This window comes from Robertmurraya phoenicis (assembly GCF_047302285.1).
Lineage (GTDB): Bacteria > Bacillota > Bacilli > Bacillales > Cytobacillaceae > Robertmurraya.
In genome coordinates this window covers 2,947,892-2,965,780 of sequence record NZ_CP154845.1, presented here as the reverse complement: position 1 = coordinate 2,965,780, position 17,889 = coordinate 2,947,892, and the positions used below count along the sequence as shown (strand labels likewise).

Genomic DNA, 17,889 nt, shown 5'->3' with positions numbered 1-17,889 from the left:
GAGGTGAAAAACATGAGTATAAAATCTAAATTCAAAACATTTTTTTTCCTAGACGATGAATATGATTATGAAAATGAAGAGCCGTACGAAGAGCAATCTGCACCACCGGCTAGGTCTCAAAAGCATCAACAAGCTACTCAGAAGCAAAATGTAGTGAGCTTGCAAAGTGTGCAAAAATCATCAGCATCGAAAGTGGTTCTTGTGGAGCCGAGAGTGTATGCAGAGGCTCAAGATATTTCTGACCAATTAAAAAATCGTCGCGCAGTTGTTGTGAATTTACAAAGAATTGATAGAGAACAAGCAAAGAGAATAGTCGACTTCCTTAGTGGTACTGTGTATGCTATAGGTGGAGACATTCAAAAAATCGGAACCGATATTTTCCTTTGTACACCTGACAATGTGGAGGTTTCTGGAAGTATATCGCAAATTTTACAAGAAACGGAATATGAAGATACGAGGTGGTAGTTGTTGCTTACAACGATTTTTAGCATTTTGGTTCAACTAATTTCCATATATTCATGGGCTTTAATTATTTATATTTTGCTCTCTTGGTTTCCTAATGCGAGAGAGTCAGCGATTGGTCAATTTTTAGCAAAAATTTGCGAACCTTATTTAGATCCATTTCGTAGAATTATCCCACCACTTGGGATGATCGACATTTCACCAATTGTCGCTATTTTGGTGTTGCGATTTGCTACAAGTGGATTGCATCAACTTTACTATTGGATCATATAAAAGCGGTTGAACAAACACTCATATTAAGATTTAAAAGGGGTTTATATTACTAATCCCCCTTTTTTTCATTAACTCCAGGTGATAACATGAATATTTATCAGCATTTTCGCATCGAAGAAAGAGAATTCATCGATCTGGCTTTGCAATGGATGGAATATGTTGAGCAAACGTATAGCTCCAAGTTAACTGATTTTCTCGACCCGAGAGAGCAACAGATTGTCCAGGCGATTGTAGGAAGCCAGTCTGAAATTCAAGTTGCTTTTTTTGGCGGACAAGAAAGTAATGAACGTATGCGGGCACTCATCTATCCAGAATACATGCAAGTGGATAAAGATGATTTTCAGATTCGCTTAATTGAAGTAGAATATCCAGTGAAATTCGTTACAATTGAGCATCCACAAGTTCTTGGTAGTTTGATGTCTCTAGGATTGAAAAGAGGCAAATTTGGCGATATTCTCATTCATGATGAGAGAATTCAATTCTATGTGGCGGAAGAGATTTGCGATTATATGTCATTACAGCTTACCCAAATTGGGAGGGCTTCGGTAACATTAAAAGCTTTACCGTTAGAAGAAGGGTTAACCATTGAAGATCATTGGCAGGAAATGATAACGACCGTTTCTTCTCTTCGGTTAGACACGGTTTTAGCTGCAATGCTCAATCTTTCTCGGCAGAAGTCACAAGAATTAATTAGAAGTAAAAGAGTGAAAGTCAACTGGACAACGATTGAAAATCCATCTTTTGAATGTGGGATGGCCGATATCCTATCTGTAAGAGGCTTTGGCCGCTTAAAATTGATTTCGATTGAAGGAAAAACAAAAAAAGATAAGTGGCGAATCGTTGCTGGTAAGCAAAAATCATGATCTTTGCCTAAAATTTTTTAGAATTATGCAGGATTAAGAAAGTAAATGTCGAATATCTGCTAGTATATACATACCAACTATACAGAAATATGGAGGTGGCCTTCATGCCATTAACACCTTTAGATATACATAACAAGGAATTTAATAAAGGATTCCGAGGTTATGATGAAGATGAAGTAAATGAATTTTTGGATCAGGTCATTAAGGATTATGAAATTATTATCCGTGAGAAAAAGGAATTAGAAGAAAAATTAAATGATCAGAAAACTCGTCTAGGCCATTTTTCTAATATAGAAGAAACATTAAATAAATCGATCGTTGTGGCCCAAGAAGCAGCTGAGGAAGTTAAACGCAATGCACAAAAAGAAGCAAAGCTCATCGTAAGAGAAGCGGAAAAGAATGCGGATAGAATTGTCAATGAGTCTCTATCTAAGGCAAGAAAGATTGCATTGGAGATTGAGGATTTGAAAAAGCAATCAAAAGTATTCCGTACACGTTTTAAAATGCTGATTGAAGCCCAGCTCGATCTTCTTAATAATGACGATTGGGATCATCTTCTGCAGTATGAGATTGACGCAGCAGAGTTGAAGTCAGCTGAAGAAGAAGATTCAATGGCTTGACGTCTAGTCATAAAAGAGAATATAATATTTGAATAAAACATATTTTATACAATGAGAGGGACAAGTACAATTTTTCTAAACTTACTGTAGCGAGCCGAAGATGGTGAGAGTTCGGCGTAGATGAAAAATTGAAAATCACCCTTGAGTACCTAGTTGAACATTTTCGAGAAGCTTGCTTCTTAAGATAAGTAGGCGTAGGCGAGTTATTCACGTTACGAACATAGAGCGGATAGTTTTTCTATCTACTAGGGTGGTACCGCGGGATCTAAAACCTTCTCGTCCCTTTTTGGGATGAGAGGGTTTTTTGTGTTGAAAAACGCTAACGTAAATGATGCCTTAAAATGTGAAATTAGGTAATACTGTATGATTAGTGAGTTAGGATTTGTAAGGAGGAAAAGAAATGGAATATAAAGACACGTTATTGATGCCAAAGACAGAGTTTCCGATGCGAGGAAATTTACCGAAGAGAGAACCTGAAATGCAAGAAAAATGGAATGAGATGGATATTTACAAAGCCGTTCAGGAAAAAACAAAAGCTCTCCCAATGTTTGTTTTACATGATGGCCCTCCATATGCAAATGGTGATATCCATATGGGTCACGCATTGAACAAAATTTTAAAGGATTTTATCGTTCGCTATAAATCAATGAGCGGATATAGTGCTCCATATGTACCAGGATGGGATACGCATGGATTGCCAATTGAGCAAGCATTAACAAATAAAGGGGTTAAGCGTAAAGAGCTTACAGTAGCTGAATTTAGAAAGCTATGTGAAGAGTACGCTTATCAACAAATCGACAGTCAAAGATCTCAATTTAAACGCTTAGGAGTGCGTGGAGATTGGGAAAATCCATATATCACATTAAAGCCAGAATACGAAGCACAGCAAATTAAAGTGTTTGGAGAAATGGCGAAAAAAGGTTACATCTATAAAGGTTTGAAGCCAGTTTACTGGTCTCCATCAAGTGAGTCAGCTCTTGCAGAAGCAGAAATTGAATATAAAGATAAGCGCTCAGCTTCCATCTATGTTGCCTTTGATGTAAAGGATGGCAAAGGAGTGCTCGATACAGATACCCAAATTATCATCTGGACGACTACGCCATGGACGATTCCTGCAAACCTAGGAATCACTGTTCATGCTGATTTAAATTATGTAGTTGTTCAAGTGGAAGAGAAGAAATATGTTATTGCAGAAGAGCTTTTAGGGTCCGTAACAAGTGAACTAGGTTGGGAAGACGCAACTGTTGTTAATACGGTTAAAGGGAATGAACTCGAATATATTATAGCAAAGCATCCGTTATATGACCGTGATTCACTTGTCATGCTTGGTGACCATGTCACTACTGATGCTGGTACAGGTTGTGTCCATACGGCACCAGGACATGGGGAAGATGACTTCCTAGTTGGGAAAAAATATGGTTTGGATGTATTAAGTCCTGTCGATGACAAAGGGGTATTCACGAATGAAGCTCCTGGTTTTGAAGGATTATTCTATGATAACGCTAATAAACAAATTACAGAAAAGCTTCAAGAAAACGGAGCATTACTGAAGTTGAATTTTATTACCCATTCATACCCTCATGATTGGAGAACGAAGAAACCAGTTATTTTCCGAGCAACTGCACAGTGGTTTGCCTCCATTAAAGATTTCCGTCATGAGCTTCTAGAAGCCGTGAAGGAAACAAAATGGGTACCAGCTTGGGGAGAAACTCGTCTCTTTAATATGGTAAGAGACCGTGGCGATTGGTGTATTTCCCGTCAACGTGTATGGGGAGTGCCGATTCCAGTATTTTATGGTGAAAATGGAGAGCCAATCATTACGGATGAAACGATTAATCATGTGTCCAATCTATTCCGTGAAAATGGCTCAAATATTTGGTTTGAACGGGAAGCAAAAGAGTTACTTCCAGAAGGGTTTACCCATGAATCAAGTCCAAATGGCAAGTTTACGAAAGAAACGGATATTATGGACGTTTGGTTTGATTCAGGATCTTCACACCAAGCTGTGTTAGAAGAACGTGAAGACTTACAACGCCCTGCAGACCTTTATTTAGAAGGTTCTGACCAGTACCGTGGTTGGTTTAATTCATCATTATCAACAGCAGTAGCGGTTACAGGGAAGGCGCCTTATAAAGGGGTCTTGAGCCATGGTTTTGTCCTTGATGGTGAAGGTCGAAAAATGAGTAAATCAATCGGAAATGTCATTATCCCTGAAAAGGTTATGAACCAGCTCGGAGCAGATATTTTACGACTATGGGTATCCTCCGTAGACTATCAAGCTGACGTAAGGGTATCTGATGCGATTCTTAAACAAGTGGCAGAAGTGTATCGCAAAATTAGAAACACATTCCGCTTCTTATTAGGAAATCTGGCTGACTTTAATCCAAGTGCTAATACCGTTGCTTATGAGGATCTACGAGAAGTGGATCAATTCATTTTAGTAAAATTAAATCATTTGATTAAAAATGTTCGAAACTCCTATGAAAATTATGAGTATGCTTCCATTTATCATGCGATTAATAATTTCTGTACACTTGATTTAAGTGCTTTCTATTTAGATTTTGCGAAGGATGTCCTTTATATCGAAGCACCGGATAATAGGGAACGTCGTGCGATTCAAACGGTTTTATATGAGTGCTTAATCTATTTAACGAAATTAGTGACACCGATTCTTCCACATACGGCAGATGAAGTGTGGAGCCATATTCCAAATGTAGAAGAAGCAAGTGTTCAATTAACTTCAATTCCAGAATACAAAGAACTTGCTAATGGAGAAGCATTGGTTGAGAAATGGACAGCGTTTATGGATGTCCGTGATGATATTCTAAAGGCATTAGAAGAAGCAAGAAATGCCAAGGTTATCGGAAAATCATTATCAGCAAAAGTGAGCTTATATGTAAATGCAACAACAAAAGAATTACTTGATTCCATTTCTGAGAACCTACAACAGCTATTTATTGTTTCAGGATTTGAAGTTGCAGGTGCGTATGATGCGGCACCAGAGAATGCTCTCAAGTTAGAGCATGCAGCCATTGTTGTGTCAAAAGCAGATGGTGAAACATGTGAGCGTTGCTGGGTCGTGACAACTGAAGTTGGTCAAGTGGAAGAACATCCAACCCTTTGCCCACGTTGTGCAGAAGTGGTAGAAAATCATTATAGCCATTTAAGCTAAATGAATAAACTCCCTAAGACAATTGTCTTAGGGAGTTTTTTTTATGGAATGTTTTCCAGTTCTAAAAGGAGATGAACCTTTTTTATACTTGCTTTATACAATAAAGAAAGGGGAAAAAATATTCCAAGATCGTAAAAGCTTGTTCGCCTTGTCAAATGTTTGTCTGTGTCAGATTTTCAAGTAGGGCAATACTAATGGCAATAACAAAGGTTTAAAGTACTTAAAAATTTGCAGAGCGGAGGGATAGATATGGATGCAAATCAACAAAAGCTCTATTCAGAACTCCGTATGATTCGTAATGAATTATTAGAAAGTCTTAATAAAAATTCAAGTATTAAACCGTTGATCGAGGACGAGCTAAGGGATATTGAAGAAACCATCGGAAAAATGGAGTCAGGAACATTTGGTTATTGCGAGAGTTCTGGGGAAATGATTCCAGATGATTATTTATCAATTGTACCGACAATTAAATCAATTGATGATGTGAATGAAATCAGTAAATATTATTGCAAACCAATCTACCATTAGTGTTTGAAAGTATACCAATAGCTATCGTTTTTATGAGTTGTATGCTAAAATGCAAAGGTAACAATTTTCGTATGAGCTGGAGGTTACCTTTGTGTTTTTATATTACATACTGGCAATTGTCATTATTGCACTCGATCAGTTAACTAAATGGTTAATTGTAAAAAATATGGAGCTTGGAGAAAGCATGACGATCGTGAAGAATTTCCTCTACATTACTTCCCATCGAAATCAAGGTGCCGCTTGGGGCATCCTTCAAGGCCAAATGTGGTTTTTCTATATTATTACAACAGTCGTGATAGTGGGGATCATTTACTATATGGCGAAGCACACGAAGGGAAATATCCTTCTTGGAATTTCATTAGGGCTAATGCTTGGCGGTGCCATTGGGAACTTTATTGATCGGATTTTCCGAAAAGAAGTAGTCGACTTTGTTGATACATATATATTCGGATACGATTTTCCAATCTTTAATGTGGCGGATTCGGCTTTAGTTGTAGGAGTCATTCTCCTAATGATTCAAATGTTCCGTGAAGAGCGGCAAGCAAAGGAGAAGTTAAATGGAGAAAAAGGAACACATCATTCATGAAGAACAGGTAAATGAACGGATCGATAAGGTTCTCTCAACCTTGAATCAAGAATGGTCAAGGACACAAGTACAGGCATGGATCAAAGAAGGTCATGTCCTTGTAAATGGAAAGCAAATTAAGACCAATTACAAAAGTAGTTTACATGATAAAATTGAAATTATGATCCCTGACCCAGAAGAGTTAGATGTCATTCCCGAAGAAATGGATTTGGATATATATTATGAGGACAAGGATGTTATTGTCGTTAATAAACCAAAGGGGATGGTTGTTCATCCAGCTCCAGGTCATTTAACGGGGACATTAGTCAATGGTTTAATGGCTCATTGTAAAGATTTATCAGGAATTAATGGGGTATTAAGGCCAGGAATTGTCCATCGTATTGATAAAGATACATCTGGATTGTTGATGGTTGCCAAAAATGATTACGCCCATGAGCATCTAGTCAATCAGCTTGTGGAAAAGACGGTGACAAGAAAATATCGTGCAGTCGTTCATGGAAATATTCCTCATGACTATGGAACGATAAATGCACCGATTGCAAGAGATCCGAAAGAGCGTCAAAGCATGACTGTGGTCGATAATGGTAAGCATGCCGTTACTCACTTTCAAGTACTTGAAAGATTTAATGATTTTACCTTTGTTGAGTGTCAGCTTGAAACAGGTAGAACCCATCAAATTCGTGTTCATATGAAGTATATTGGCTATCCTCTTGCAGGAGATCCAAAGTATGGTCCAAGAAAAACGATTGATTTTGGTGGCCAAGCCTTACACGCAGGGGTACTCGGTTTTGTTCATCCAAGAAGCGGTGAATACTCAGAATTTGAAGCTCCACTACCACAGGATTTTGTCGAATTGTTGGATAAGCTTCGAAATAATCGTTGACTTATTTTTTTAGTTAAGCTATGATAACTATAGTTTCATAAGTCCTTTAAGACAGTCCAGAGAGGCTGAGAAGGAAACGGATCGTAAGTTGGTAGAACTATGTCCAATTTACATTAGTGTAGTATTCGTCTATCCTCTCGCCTTTACGGTGAGAGGATTTTTTTAAAATAGAGAAAAGTTCGTAAAAGGGTGTGGATAAATGTCTAAAAAAGCAGTCGTGCTAGATGAACAAGCGATAAGACGAGCATTAACGAGAATAGCTCATGAAATCATCGAGAAAAATAAAGGCATAGAAGGCTGTATACTTATTGGTATCCGTACGAGAGGGATTTATTTAGCCCAACGTCTCGCTGAACGAATTCATCAAATTGAAGGAACTGAAATTCCGGTCGGCGAAATAGATATCACCCTATATCGAGATGATTTAACGACAAAAACAGAGAATCAAGAACCACTTGTAAAAGGATCTGATGTTCCTCAAGATGTAAATAACCAAAAAGTCATTTTAGTGGATGATGTATTGTATACAGGAAGAACAGTACGTGCAGCACTAGATGCTTTAGTGGATATTGGCAGACCATCATCAGTCCAGCTTGCGGTATTAGTAGACCGCGGACATAGGGAACTGCCGATACGAGCTGACTATGTAGGGAAAAACATCCCAACTTCAAGCTCAGAAAAAATTGTCGTGGAGTTAACCGAAATTGATGAGCGTGAACAAGTAAGCATATATGAAAAATAAGCATCACCTTTTAATTGTAGTCCAGAGAGGCTAGCAAAAGGAATTGTATAAGGGGTACCCTTATACTCTTTCGCCTAGCCTCTTTGAAAGAAATTTTCAAAGAGGTATTTTTATGGGGGGAAATTGAAATGAACAGACCAGTACTAGACATTCATGAAAAACCAACAGCAGGACAAATGATTACCCTAAGCTTCCAACATATGTTTGCAATGTTTGGAGCAACGATTTTAGTTCCTAAATTAGTCGGATTGAGCCCAGCAATCGCACTACTTACAAGTGGGATTGCCACGATTTTGTTCTTATTCATTACACAATTTAAAGTACCAGCTTATCTAGGTTCTTCCTTTGCTTTCATCGCACCGATTCTAATCGCTGCTGGCGGACTTGATGATAACGGAATGAGTGTCAATCCTGGCAATGCCATGATAGGTGCAATGGCAGTAGGGGTTACCTACGGGGTTGTCTCACTCGTAATTTGGAAAACAGGCTATAAATGGTTAATGCGTCTTTTACCACCGATTGTCGTCGCACCAGTGATAATGGTTATCGGACTTGGATTAGCAGGAACAGCAGTAGATATGGCCATGAATGTTGATGGGAAATATAATTTCTTACACTTTACAGCAGCACTTGTAACACTATTCTCAGCCATTATCTTCACCGTATATTTTAAGAATATTTTAAGTGCAATGCCGATTTTACTAGGATTAATCGTTGGTTATATCTACTCAGCCATTGTCGGTATCGTTGATTTTACAGCAGTAAAAGAAGCCAATTGGTTCGCTATGCCAGACTTCTTATTCCCAGGGATTCATTACGAATTTTCGATTACCTCTTCCATCCTGCTTGCAATGGTTCCAATCGTCTTTGTGACCATCTCTGAGCATATCGGACACCAATTAGTATTAGGAAGAGTCGTTAATCGCAATTATATTAAAGACCCAGGATTACATCGTTCCATTGTTGCCGATGGATTAGGAACATTCATCAGCGCATTTTTAGGAGGACCCCCAAAAACAACTTATGGAGAAAATATCGGAGTATTAGCGATAACAAGAGTTTATTCTGTCTATGTGATTTTTGGTGCAGCAGTGATTGCCATCCTCTTCTCATTCGTTGGAAAAGCAATGGCCTTCATCCAAACGATTCCGACAGCAGTTCTTGGTGGAATCTCCATTTTACTCTTTGGAATCATCGCATCAAGCGGATTACGTATGCTTGTCGATAGTAAGATTGATTTTGGAAACAACCGAAATTTAGTTATCTCTTCTGTCATTTTAGTATTAGGAATCGGTGGAGCAGCTCTAGAAATTTCAGAAGCATTTAGTGTTGAAGGAATGGCTTTAGCTGCCATTGTTGGGGTGATACTGAACATCGTCCTTCCTGGCCGAGATAAAGGAAATAACGAATTAGAAGATGAAGTTGATAACCATGATGTTGCATAGGTACACCTTTTAATTAAATCCGAGAGATTTACAAGGGTGAGAATAGGTTGGCAATAAAGATAGCTTTCTTGTTAGATAGCTATCTTTAGGCTAGCGTTCTTTAAAACACCCTGAAAAAAATTCAGGGTGTTTTTTTACGAAAAAAAGGAGGGTTCTCTTAAATGAAACATTTATTAACTACGAATGCCTTATCACTAGAAGAAGTAAGAACAATTTTAGAAGATGCGCAAGCATTTTCTGAAGGAGCTGTTTGGAAACCGGAAAAGCAAACATTTGTTGCCAATCTATTTTTTGAGCCGAGTACGAGAACAAAATGCAGCTTTGAGGTTGCTGAAAGAAAGCTAGGGTTAGAGGTCATCCCGTTTGAAGTAAATGCTTCAAGTGTTTTAAAAGGAGAAACTCTTTATGACACAATCAGAACACTGCAATCAGTTGGCGTAGAAGCGGTCGTCATTCGCCATAATGAGGATAACTATTTTGCCGAATTAGAAGGGAAAATTCATATCCCGATATTAAATGCCGGAGATGGCTGTGGACATCATCCGACACAGTCATTATTGGATCTCCTAACCATCCAACAGGAATTTGGTCATTTCTATGGATTAAAGGTGGCGATAATTGGGGACATCCGCCATAGTCGAGTAGCACGTTCCAATGCCAATATTTTAAATCGCTTAGGAGCGGAAGTTGTATTTTCTGGACCAGAAGAATGGTTTGATGAGAGTCTGCTGGAAAATGGACGATATGAAGAGATTGACCAAGCAATTACAACATCTGATGTGGTCATGCTGTTGCGTATTCAACATGAAAGACATGAAGATGATGGGCAAGAGGGGCAAGAAACATATCATCAAAAATTCGGGCTAACGGTGGAAAGAGAGAAAAGCATGAAAACAGGTAGCATTATCATGCATCCTGCACCTGTGAATCGAGATGTGGAAATTGCGGATGGACTCGTCGAATGTGAGCGTTCAAGAATTTTTAAACAAATGGAAAATGGTGTTTATGTACGGATGGCAGTATTAAAAAGAGCATTACAACAAGGGGGAAAAGTAAATGTCAATCATCATCAAAAATGGCCAATTGCTTACTAATGAAGGGGAATTAAAGAAAAGGGATCTTTTCATCGATAACGGTATGATCGAAGAAATTGGAGAGTCTCTTTCGAAAGAAGCAGATGAAATTATTGATGCTAATGGACTTCTTGTTGCACCAGGATTAATCGATTTACATGTCCATCTGCGTGAGCCAGGTGGGGAAAAGAAGGAAACAATTGAAAGTGGGACATTAGCTGCTGCTAAAGGTGGCTTTACAATAGTCGCTCCAATGCCGAATACAAGACCAGTTCCAGATTCAAAGGAACAATTACAATGGCTGAATCAACGAATTGAAGAAACAGCATCCGTCAGGGTATTGCCATATGCATCCATTACTGTACGGGAGCTTGGGCAAGAGCTAACTAACTTTGCAGAGTTGAAAGAGGAAGGCGCTTTTGCTTTTACGGATGACGGAGTAGGCGTGCAAAGTGCGGCAATGATGCTTGAGGCAATGAAAAAAGCAGCAGCTATCAACATGCCAATTGTCGCTCATTGTGAAGAAAACACACTCATTAATAAAGGGGCTGTTCACGAAGGGAATTTTTCCGAAAAACATGGCATTAACGGAATCCCTTCTGTGTGCGAATCCGTACATATTGCCCGGGACGTTCTATTAGCAGAAGCTGCAAATTGTCATTATCATGTTTGTCACATTAGTACAAAAGAATCGGTGAGAGTCGTACGTGATGCGAAGCGAGCTGGAATCAAGGTCACTGCAGAAGTATCACCTCATCACCTCTTATTATGTGAGGATGACATTCCTGGGTTCGACCCGAATTACAAGATGAACCCACCACTTAGAAGCAAAGAGGATCGGGAGGCTTTGATTGAAGGTCTACTTGATGGAACGATTGACTTTATTGCGACAGACCATGCGCCTCACACAGTAGAAGAAAAGGGTGAAGGAATGGCGTTAGCGCCGTTTGGAATTGTCGGCCTAGAAACAGCATTTCCACTCCTCTATACTTATTTTGTTAAAGATGGCTTAATTACGTTAAAACAGCTTATTGATTATTTAACGATAAAACCAGCTGATGCTTTTGGACTACCATATGGAAGACTAGAAGTTGGAAAAGCAGCAGATATTACCTTAATCGATTTAGAACATATTGAAAAAATTGAACCAGGAAATTTCTTATCAAAAGGAAAAAATACTCCATTTACAGGATGGGAGTGTGCAGGCTGGCCACAACTGACAATCGTTGATGGAAAAATTGTTTACAACAAGGAGCGAGTGCAGGCATGAAAAGACAATTAATTCTAGAAGATGGAAGCGTACTTTTAGGAGAAGGATTTGGGAGTGACAAAAGAACACTAGGAGAAGTCGTCTTTAATACAGGAATGACTGGCTATCAAGAAATCTTATCTGACCCATCTTATTGTGGGCAAATTGTTACACTGACTTATCCTTTAATCGGTAATTACGGAATCAATCGCGATGATTTTGAGTCTATCACCCCAGCGATTTCTGGTTTTATCGTCAAGGAAGTAGCAGATTTCCCGTCCAATTGGCGAAATCAAATTTCATTGAATGAATATTTTCAAAGTAAAAATATCCCGGGAATTGGCGGAATTGATACAAGAAAATTAACAAGAATTATTCGTCAACACGGAACATTAAAAGGTGCCATCTGTCATATTGAAGAAAATGTTCAAGCTGTTTTACAACAATTAAGAACTACTCCATTAAGAAACGACCAAGTGAAGCAAGTTTCTACGAAAACACCTTATCCAAGCCCTGGAAGAGGAAAGAGAGTCGTCCTTGTAGATTTTGGAATGAAGCATGGAATACTACGCGAGTTGAATAATCGAAATTGTGATGTGCTGGTTGTTCCTTACCATGTAACAGCTGAGGAAATCTTGGCTTTAAACCCAGATGGAGTTATGCTTTCAAATGGACCTGGGGATCCAAAGGATGTTCCAGAAGCGATTGAAATGATTAAAGGAATTCTAGGGAAGGTGCCAATGTTCGGGATTTGTTTAGGTCATCAACTATTTGCATTAGCATGTGGTGCCAATACAGAAAAGATGAAGTTTGGCCATAGGGGGTCTAATCACCCTGTAAAAGATTTGCGAACTGGCAAAGTTGCGATCACTTCACAAAATCATGGTTATACAGTGGAAGAGGAGTCCATTAGAAACACTCGTTTAGAAGTAACACATATCGCTCTAAATGACGGGACGATCGAAGGCTTAAAGCATAAGGATGTTCCTGCCTTTACGGTCCAGTATCACCCTGAAGCATCTCCAGGGCCAGAGGATGCAAATTACCTTTTTAATGAGTTTCTTAACTTAATAGAATCTGAGGAAAGTGGTGCAAACAAATGCCAAAGCGTAGAGATATAAACAGCATACTAGTGATCGGTTCAGGACCGATTGTCATCGGTCAAGCAGCGGAATTTGATTATGCCGGAACACAAGCATGTATCGCATTAAAGGAAGAGGGCTACAAAGTAATTCTCGTTAATTCAAACCCTGCGACGATCATGACAGATACAGAAATGGCTGATGTCGTCTATATTGAGCCACTTACTCTAGAATTCGTTAGCCGCATTATTCGTAAAGAACGTCCCGATGCTATCGTGCCAACATTAGGTGGGCAAACAGGTTTAAACCTTGCAGTCGAACTTGCAAAATCAGGAGTACTTGAAGAATGTGGCGTCGAAATATTAGGTACAAAGTTAACAGCGATAGAACAAGCGGAAGACAGGGATCTTTTTCGAACATTAATGAATGAATTAGGAGAGCCAGTTCCTGAAAGTGACATCATCCACAACTTAGAAGAAGCTTACCAGTTTGTGCAAACAGTAGGGTATCCGGTCATTGTTCGGCCTGCCTTTACATTAGGTGGAACAGGTGGCGGAATTTGCCATAACGAAGCAGAACTGATTGAAACGGTACAAAGCGGCTTGAAATATAGCCCTGTAACCCAATGTTTATTAGAAAAAAGCATTGCGGGCTTCAAGGAAATAGAGTACGAAGTTATGAGAGATGCTAATGACAATGCGATTGTCGTTTGTAATATGGAGAATATTGACCCCGTCGGTGTTCACACAGGGGATTCGATTGTTGTTGCTCCAAGCCAAACGTTAAGCGATCGAGAATACCAGCTTCTCCGTAACACATCTTTAAAAATTATTCGAGCTTTGGGAATCGAAGGCGGCTGTAATGTTCAGTTAGCGTTAGACCCATATAGCTTTCAATACTACATTATCGAAGTCAATCCAAGGGTTAGTCGTTCATCAGCATTAGCGTCAAAAGCAACGGGCTATCCAATCGCTAAGCTTGCTGCGAAAATAGCAGTAGGACTTACATTAGACGAAATGATGAATCCTATTACAGGGAAAACATATGCAAGCTTTGAGCCAGCTCTTGATTACATCGTGACAAAAATCCCACGCTGGCCATTTGATAAATTTGATTCAGCCAAGCGAAATCTCGGTACGCAAATGAAAGCTACAGGAGAAGTCATGGCGATCGGGCGTACATTTGAAGAGTCATTGCTAAAAGCAATTCGCTCTCTTGAAGCAGGCGTTTTCCATTTAGCTCTTAACGATGCAGACGAAATCAATAATGAGTTATTGGAAAAGCGCATCCGCAAAGCAGGGGACGAAAGACTGTTTTATATCGGAGAAGCGTTAAGAAGAGGGTACAGCATTGCAACGATTCACGACTGGAGCCAAATTGACCTCTTTTTCCTACACAAAATGGAGAAAATCATCAAATTTGAACAAGAAATTGCTAACCATCACTTTGATTTAGAAGTAGGGAAAAAAGCAAAAGAAAAGGGCTTTTCGGATATAGCACTCGCCGAAATTTGGAATTGTAGTGAGCTTGAAATCTATGAATGGCGTAAAGAACAAGGGATTTTACCAGTTTATAAGATGGTCGACACATGTGCAGCCGAGTTTGAATCTGAAACACCGTACTATTATGGTTCTTACGAAGATGAAAATGAGTCGATTGTAACGGATAAGAAAAGTGTCGTTGTGTTAGGTTCTGGTCCAATTCGAATTGGGCAAGGGATAGAGTTTGATTACTCCACCGTTCATGCCGTATGGGCGATTAAGGAAGCAGGCTATGAAGCCATCATTATTAACAGCAACCCTGAAACAGTTTCAACTGATTTTAGTATTTCAGATAAACTCTACTTCGAACCACTAACGATCGAGGATGTTATGCATATCATCGATTTAGAAAAGCCAGAAGGAGTGGTCGTCCAGTTCGGAGGACAAACGGCGATTAATCTTGCATCTAAGCTTGTCGAGCGTGGCGTGAACATTCTCGGAACATCCCTTGAGAATATCGATGGAGCAGAGGATAGAGATAAGTTTGAACATGCTCTGTCTCGTTTAAATATCCCACAGCCAAAAGGGAAAACGGCATTATCTGTTGAAGAAGCGGTGAAAATTGCTGCTAATATTGGCTATCCGGTGCTAGTTCGACCTTCTTATGTCCTTGGAGGACGGGCGATGGAAATCGTTTATCATGAGGAAGAACTTTTACATTATATGAAAAATGCAGTCAAAATCAATCCAGAGCACCCGGTTCTCATTGACCGCTATTTAACTGGAAAAGAAATTGAGATTGATGCTATTTGTGATGGAGAGAGCGTCTTGATTCCAGGGATTATGGAGCATATTGAAAGAGCTGGGGTTCACTCAGGTGATTCGATTGCAGTCTATCCACCACAAAGTTTAACGCCAGAAATCAAAAATACGCTCGTTGACTATACGGAAAAGTTGGCAAAAGGTTTAGGGATCATTGGACTCTTGAACATTCAATACGTCATCTCGAAAGGGGAAGTATTCGTCATTGAGGTCAATCCTCGTTCAAGTCGTACCGTTCCATTTTTAAGCAAAATTACGAAGGTGCCAATGGCGAAAATTGCCACTAAGGTCATTCTTGGTCAGTCGCTTGAAGAACAAGGATACGATTCAGGGCTTGTACCAGAACAATCAGGAGTGTATGTGAAAGTGCCGGTCTTCTCTTTTGCAAAGTTGAGAAGAGTGGATATCACATTAGGTCCAGAAATGAAATCTACTGGGGAAGTCATGGGCAAAGACAGCACGTTAGAAAAAGCGTTGTATAAAGGTCTTGTCGCTTCTGGGATGAAAATACAGTCGCACGGAAATGTACTGATGACAGTTGCGGACAAAGATAAAGAAGAGTCTCTTCAAATCGCCAGAAGATTTGCGTCCATCGGCTTTCAATTAATGGCTACAAGTGGAACAGCAGAATTATTAAAATCAGCTGGGATCCCAGTCAAAGTTGTAGATAAGATTGGAACGGATGGTCCAGACCTATTAGATGTCATTCGCAATGGGAATGCACAAATGGTTATTAACACCTTAACAAAGGGCAAACAACCGGCTCGTGATGGCTTTAGAATCCGTCGAGAGTCTGTTGAAAATGGGATTCCTTGCTTCACATCACTCGATACGGCAGAAGCGATGCTTCGTGTCCTAGAATCGATGACTTTCGCGGCAGAACCAATGGGGCAACAAACGAAAGCACGAGAGGCGGTTTTACTGTGATAGTTAACGAACATTGTGCCATCGTTTCACAAAGAGAAATAGCAGAAAATATTTATGAGCTCATCCTTCGTGGTGAGCTCTCTTCCCAGATGAATGAGCCAGGTCAATTTGTTCATGTGAAGGTCGCACAAGGTTACGACCCATTGCTCCGAAGACCGATCAGTATTGCTCATATCGATCAGGAAAATCAGGAATTCACATTGATTTATCGTAAAGATGGGCGCGGAACAAGCATTTTGTCTTCAAAAAAGACCTCTGAAACAGTCGATATTCTTGGTCCATTAGGACAGGGATTTCCAGTCGAGGAAACAAAGGCAGGAGAGACGGCTCTTCTCGTCGGAGGTGGAATTGGAGTACCTCCATTGTATGAGTTATCAAAGCAACTTGTGAAAAAGGGCGTAAACGTCATTCATGTGCTTGGCTTTCAAGATCAAGCAGCGGTGTTCTATGAAGATAAATTTAAAAGTTTAGGACCGACCTATATCACTACGGTTGATGGTTCTTACGGAACAAAAGGCTTTGTGACAGACGTTATTAAGGATTTACATTTTGATACGATTTATTCTTGCGGACCAACGGCTATGTTAAAGGCCATAGAAGGCGGCTATGCCTCTCATAAAAAAGTTTATCTTTCCTTAGAAGAAAGAATGGGTTGTGGCATTGGCGCTTGCTTTGCTTGTGTGTGCCGTACTGCTGACGATCCAACAGGGTATTCCTACAAAAAGGTCTGTACGGATGGACCGGTGTTTAAAGCAGGGGAGGTAGTGCTATGAATCGATTAGAAACACAATTACCAGGCTTACACTTAAAAAATCCGGTCATGCCTGCTTCTGGATGCTTTGGCTTTGGCAGAGAGTTTGGTGGCTTATACAATTTGAGCGATTTAGGAGCGATTATGATTAAAGCCACGACAGCAGAACCTCGCTTCGGCAATCCAACTCCTCGAGTGGCGGAAACAGCAGCAGGAATGTTAAATGCGATTGGCTTGCAAAATCCAGGGCTTGAAGGAGTTATGAACAAGGAGTTGCCATGGTTAGAACAGTTTGATGTGCCGATTATCGCCAATGTCGCTGGTTCTACAGAAGAGGATTATGTGGAAGTCGCTAAGCGAATATCCACTGCACCAAATGTCCATGCCCTCGAATTGAATATTTCCTGTCCAAATGTGAAGACGGGAGGCATTGCTTTTGGAACGATTCCAGAAGTAGGGAAAAGCTTAACGAAAAAAGTAAAAGAAGTATCAGCGGTTCCCGTTTATGTGAAACTTTCACCAAATGTGACAAATATCGTTGAGATGGCAAAAGCGGTGGAAGATGGTGGAGCAGACGGACTAACGATGATTAACACTTTACTTGGAATGAGACTTGATTTAAAAACAGCCCAGCCGATATTAGCGAATAAAACAGGCGGACTTTCAGGACCAGCGATTAAACCGGTAGCGATTCGGATGATTCACGAGGTAAGTCAACAAGTGAATATTCCGATTATTGGAATGGGTGGCATCGAATCAGCAGAAGATGTGATTGAATTTTTCTATGCAGGTGCAAGTGCTATCGCTGTGGGAACGGCAAACTTTGTAGACCCATTCGTTTGCCCGAAAATCATAAAAGATTTACCAGAATTACTAGATCAACTTGGGTATGACCATATTTCCGAATGTACTGGAAGGAGCTGGAAGTAA

16 protein-coding genes and 1 other annotated feature are annotated in these 17,889 nt (G+C 39.8%); all 16 genes read left to right on the top strand.

Annotated elements, in window-relative coordinates; translation table 11 throughout:
• Nucleotides 1-12 precede the first annotated feature (12 nt).
• The 16 genes from AA0X71_RS14815 to AA0X71_RS14740 all read left to right on the top strand — a co-directional run bounded on the left by AA0X71_RS14815 (nucleotide 13) and on the right by AA0X71_RS14740 (nucleotide 17,889).
• The gene (locus AA0X71_RS14815; RefSeq protein ID WP_019152861.1) at nucleotides 13-465 is read left to right on the top strand and encodes a cell division protein SepF; all 453 of its coding nucleotides are present in this window, start codon (nucleotides 13-15) and stop codon (nucleotides 463-465) included.
• Between the two features lie 3 nt (nucleotides 466-468).
• The gene (locus tag AA0X71_RS14810; RefSeq protein ID WP_413356071.1) at nucleotides 469-735 is read left to right on the top strand and encodes a YggT family protein; all 267 of its coding nucleotides are present in this window, start codon (nucleotides 469-471) and stop codon (nucleotides 733-735) included.
• Nucleotides 736-821: 86 nt separating this feature from the next.
• Nucleotides 822-1,598: an RNA-binding protein gene (locus AA0X71_RS14805; RefSeq protein WP_413356070.1), complete on the top strand. Its 777-nt coding sequence runs from the start codon at nucleotides 822-824 to the stop codon at nucleotides 1,596-1,598.
• 104 nt (nucleotides 1,599-1,702) lie between these two features.
• On the top strand, nucleotides 1,703-2,218 hold the full coding sequence (locus AA0X71_RS14800; RefSeq protein ID WP_413356069.1) for a DivIVA domain-containing protein: 516 nt from the start codon (nucleotides 1,703-1,705) through the stop codon (nucleotides 2,216-2,218).
• A 42-nt stretch (nucleotides 2,219-2,260) separates the two neighbouring features.
• Nucleotides 2,261-2,505 (top strand) — a binding site (T-box leader).
• A gap of 113 nt (nucleotides 2,506-2,618) precedes the next feature.
• Nucleotides 2,619-5,390: an isoleucine--tRNA ligase gene (gene ileS, locus AA0X71_RS14795; RefSeq protein ID WP_413356068.1), complete on the top strand. Its 2,772-nt coding sequence runs from the start codon at nucleotides 2,619-2,621 to the stop codon at nucleotides 5,388-5,390.
• A gap of 249 nt (nucleotides 5,391-5,639) precedes the next feature.
• Nucleotides 5,640-5,918 (top strand): TraR/DksA family transcriptional regulator, encoded by a 279-nt coding sequence (locus AA0X71_RS14790; RefSeq protein ID WP_413356067.1) that lies wholly within the window; start codon nucleotides 5,640-5,642, stop codon nucleotides 5,916-5,918.
• Nucleotides 5,919-6,009: 91 nt separating this feature from the next.
• Complete coding sequence (lspA, locus tag AA0X71_RS14785) at nucleotides 6,010-6,504, top strand: signal peptidase II (RefSeq protein WP_413356066.1); 495 nt, start codon at nucleotides 6,010-6,012, stop codon at nucleotides 6,502-6,504.
• Nucleotides 6,476-7,387 carry an RluA family pseudouridine synthase gene (locus tag AA0X71_RS14780; RefSeq protein ID WP_413356065.1) on the top strand — a complete coding sequence of 304 codons (912 nt, stop codon included), beginning with the start codon at nucleotides 6,476-6,478 and terminating at the stop codon, nucleotides 7,385-7,387. Before lspA ends, AA0X71_RS14780 begins: the two co-directional genes overlap by 29 nt.
• A gap of 199 nt (nucleotides 7,388-7,586) precedes the next feature.
• Entirely contained in the window at nucleotides 7,587-8,129 is a 543-nt protein-coding gene (gene pyrR, locus AA0X71_RS14775) for a bifunctional pyr operon transcriptional regulator/uracil phosphoribosyltransferase PyrR (protein ID WP_413356064.1), read from the top strand.
• A 128-nt stretch (nucleotides 8,130-8,257) separates the two neighbouring features.
• A complete protein-coding gene (locus AA0X71_RS14770) occupies nucleotides 8,258-9,574 on the top strand; it encodes a solute carrier family 23 protein (RefSeq protein ID WP_413356063.1) in 1,317 nt (438 codons plus the stop codon).
• Between the two features lie 161 nt (nucleotides 9,575-9,735).
• A complete protein-coding gene (locus AA0X71_RS14765; RefSeq protein WP_413356062.1) occupies nucleotides 9,736-10,668 on the top strand; it encodes an aspartate carbamoyltransferase catalytic subunit in 933 nt (310 codons plus the stop codon).
• Nucleotides 10,631-11,917, top strand: a complete 1,287-nt coding sequence (locus AA0X71_RS14760) for a dihydroorotase (protein WP_413356061.1) — start codon at nucleotides 10,631-10,633, stop codon at nucleotides 11,915-11,917. The genes AA0X71_RS14765 and AA0X71_RS14760 overlap by 38 nt, the downstream gene beginning before the upstream one ends.
• Complete coding sequence (locus tag AA0X71_RS14755; RefSeq protein WP_413356060.1) at nucleotides 11,914-13,017, top strand: carbamoyl phosphate synthase small subunit; 1,104 nt, start codon at nucleotides 11,914-11,916, stop codon at nucleotides 13,015-13,017. The genes AA0X71_RS14760 and AA0X71_RS14755 overlap by 4 nt, the downstream gene beginning before the upstream one ends.
• Nucleotides 12,996-16,208: a carbamoyl-phosphate synthase large subunit gene (gene carB / locus AA0X71_RS14750; protein WP_413356059.1), complete on the top strand. Its 3,213-nt coding sequence runs from the start codon at nucleotides 12,996-12,998 to the stop codon at nucleotides 16,206-16,208. The genes AA0X71_RS14755 and carB overlap by 22 nt, the downstream gene beginning before the upstream one ends.
• Nucleotides 16,205-16,981 (top strand): dihydroorotate dehydrogenase electron transfer subunit, encoded by a 777-nt coding sequence (locus AA0X71_RS14745; protein ID WP_413356058.1) that lies wholly within the window; start codon nucleotides 16,205-16,207, stop codon nucleotides 16,979-16,981. The genes carB and AA0X71_RS14745 overlap by 4 nt, the downstream gene beginning before the upstream one ends.
• A complete protein-coding gene (locus tag AA0X71_RS14740) occupies nucleotides 16,978-17,889 on the top strand; it encodes a dihydroorotate dehydrogenase (protein ID WP_413356057.1) in 912 nt (303 codons plus the stop codon). Before AA0X71_RS14745 ends, AA0X71_RS14740 begins: the two co-directional genes overlap by 4 nt.

Excerpts from the sequence above, each read along its gene's own strand:
- AA0X71_RS14790 (WP_413356067.1), top strand. The coding sequence starts at position 5,640 with ATGGATGCAAATCAACAAAAGCTCTATTCAGAACTCCGTATGATTCGT.
- carB (WP_413356059.1), top strand. The coding sequence starts at position 12,996 with ATGCCAAAGCGTAGAGATATAAACAGCATACTAGTGATCGGTTCAGGA.
- AA0X71_RS14800 (WP_413356069.1), top strand. The coding sequence starts at position 1,703 with ATGCCATTAACACCTTTAGATATACATAACAAGGAATTTAATAAAGGA.
- AA0X71_RS14765 (WP_413356062.1), top strand. The coding sequence starts at position 9,736 with ATGAAACATTTATTAACTACGAATGCCTTATCACTAGAAGAAGTAAGA.
- AA0X71_RS14805 (WP_413356070.1), top strand. The coding sequence starts at position 822 with ATGAATATTTATCAGCATTTTCGCATCGAAGAAAGAGAATTCATCGAT.
- AA0X71_RS14740 (WP_413356057.1), top strand. The coding sequence starts at position 16,978 with ATGAATCGATTAGAAACACAATTACCAGGCTTACACTTAAAAAATCCG.
- ileS (WP_413356068.1), top strand. The coding sequence starts at position 2,619 with ATGGAATATAAAGACACGTTATTGATGCCAAAGACAGAGTTTCCGATG.
- AA0X71_RS14760 (WP_413356061.1), top strand. The coding sequence starts at position 10,631 with ATGTCAATCATCATCAAAAATGGCCAATTGCTTACTAATGAAGGGGAA.
- AA0X71_RS14780 (WP_413356065.1), top strand. The coding sequence starts at position 6,476 with ATGGAGAAAAAGGAACACATCATTCATGAAGAACAGGTAAATGAACGG.
- AA0X71_RS14815 (WP_019152861.1), top strand. The coding sequence starts at position 13 with ATGAGTATAAAATCTAAATTCAAAACATTTTTTTTCCTAGACGATGAA.
- AA0X71_RS14755 (WP_413356060.1), top strand. The coding sequence starts at position 11,914 with ATGAAAAGACAATTAATTCTAGAAGATGGAAGCGTACTTTTAGGAGAA.
- AA0X71_RS14770 (WP_413356063.1), top strand. The coding sequence starts at position 8,258 with ATGAACAGACCAGTACTAGACATTCATGAAAAACCAACAGCAGGACAA.
- pyrR (WP_413356064.1), top strand. The coding sequence starts at position 7,587 with ATGTCTAAAAAAGCAGTCGTGCTAGATGAACAAGCGATAAGACGAGCA.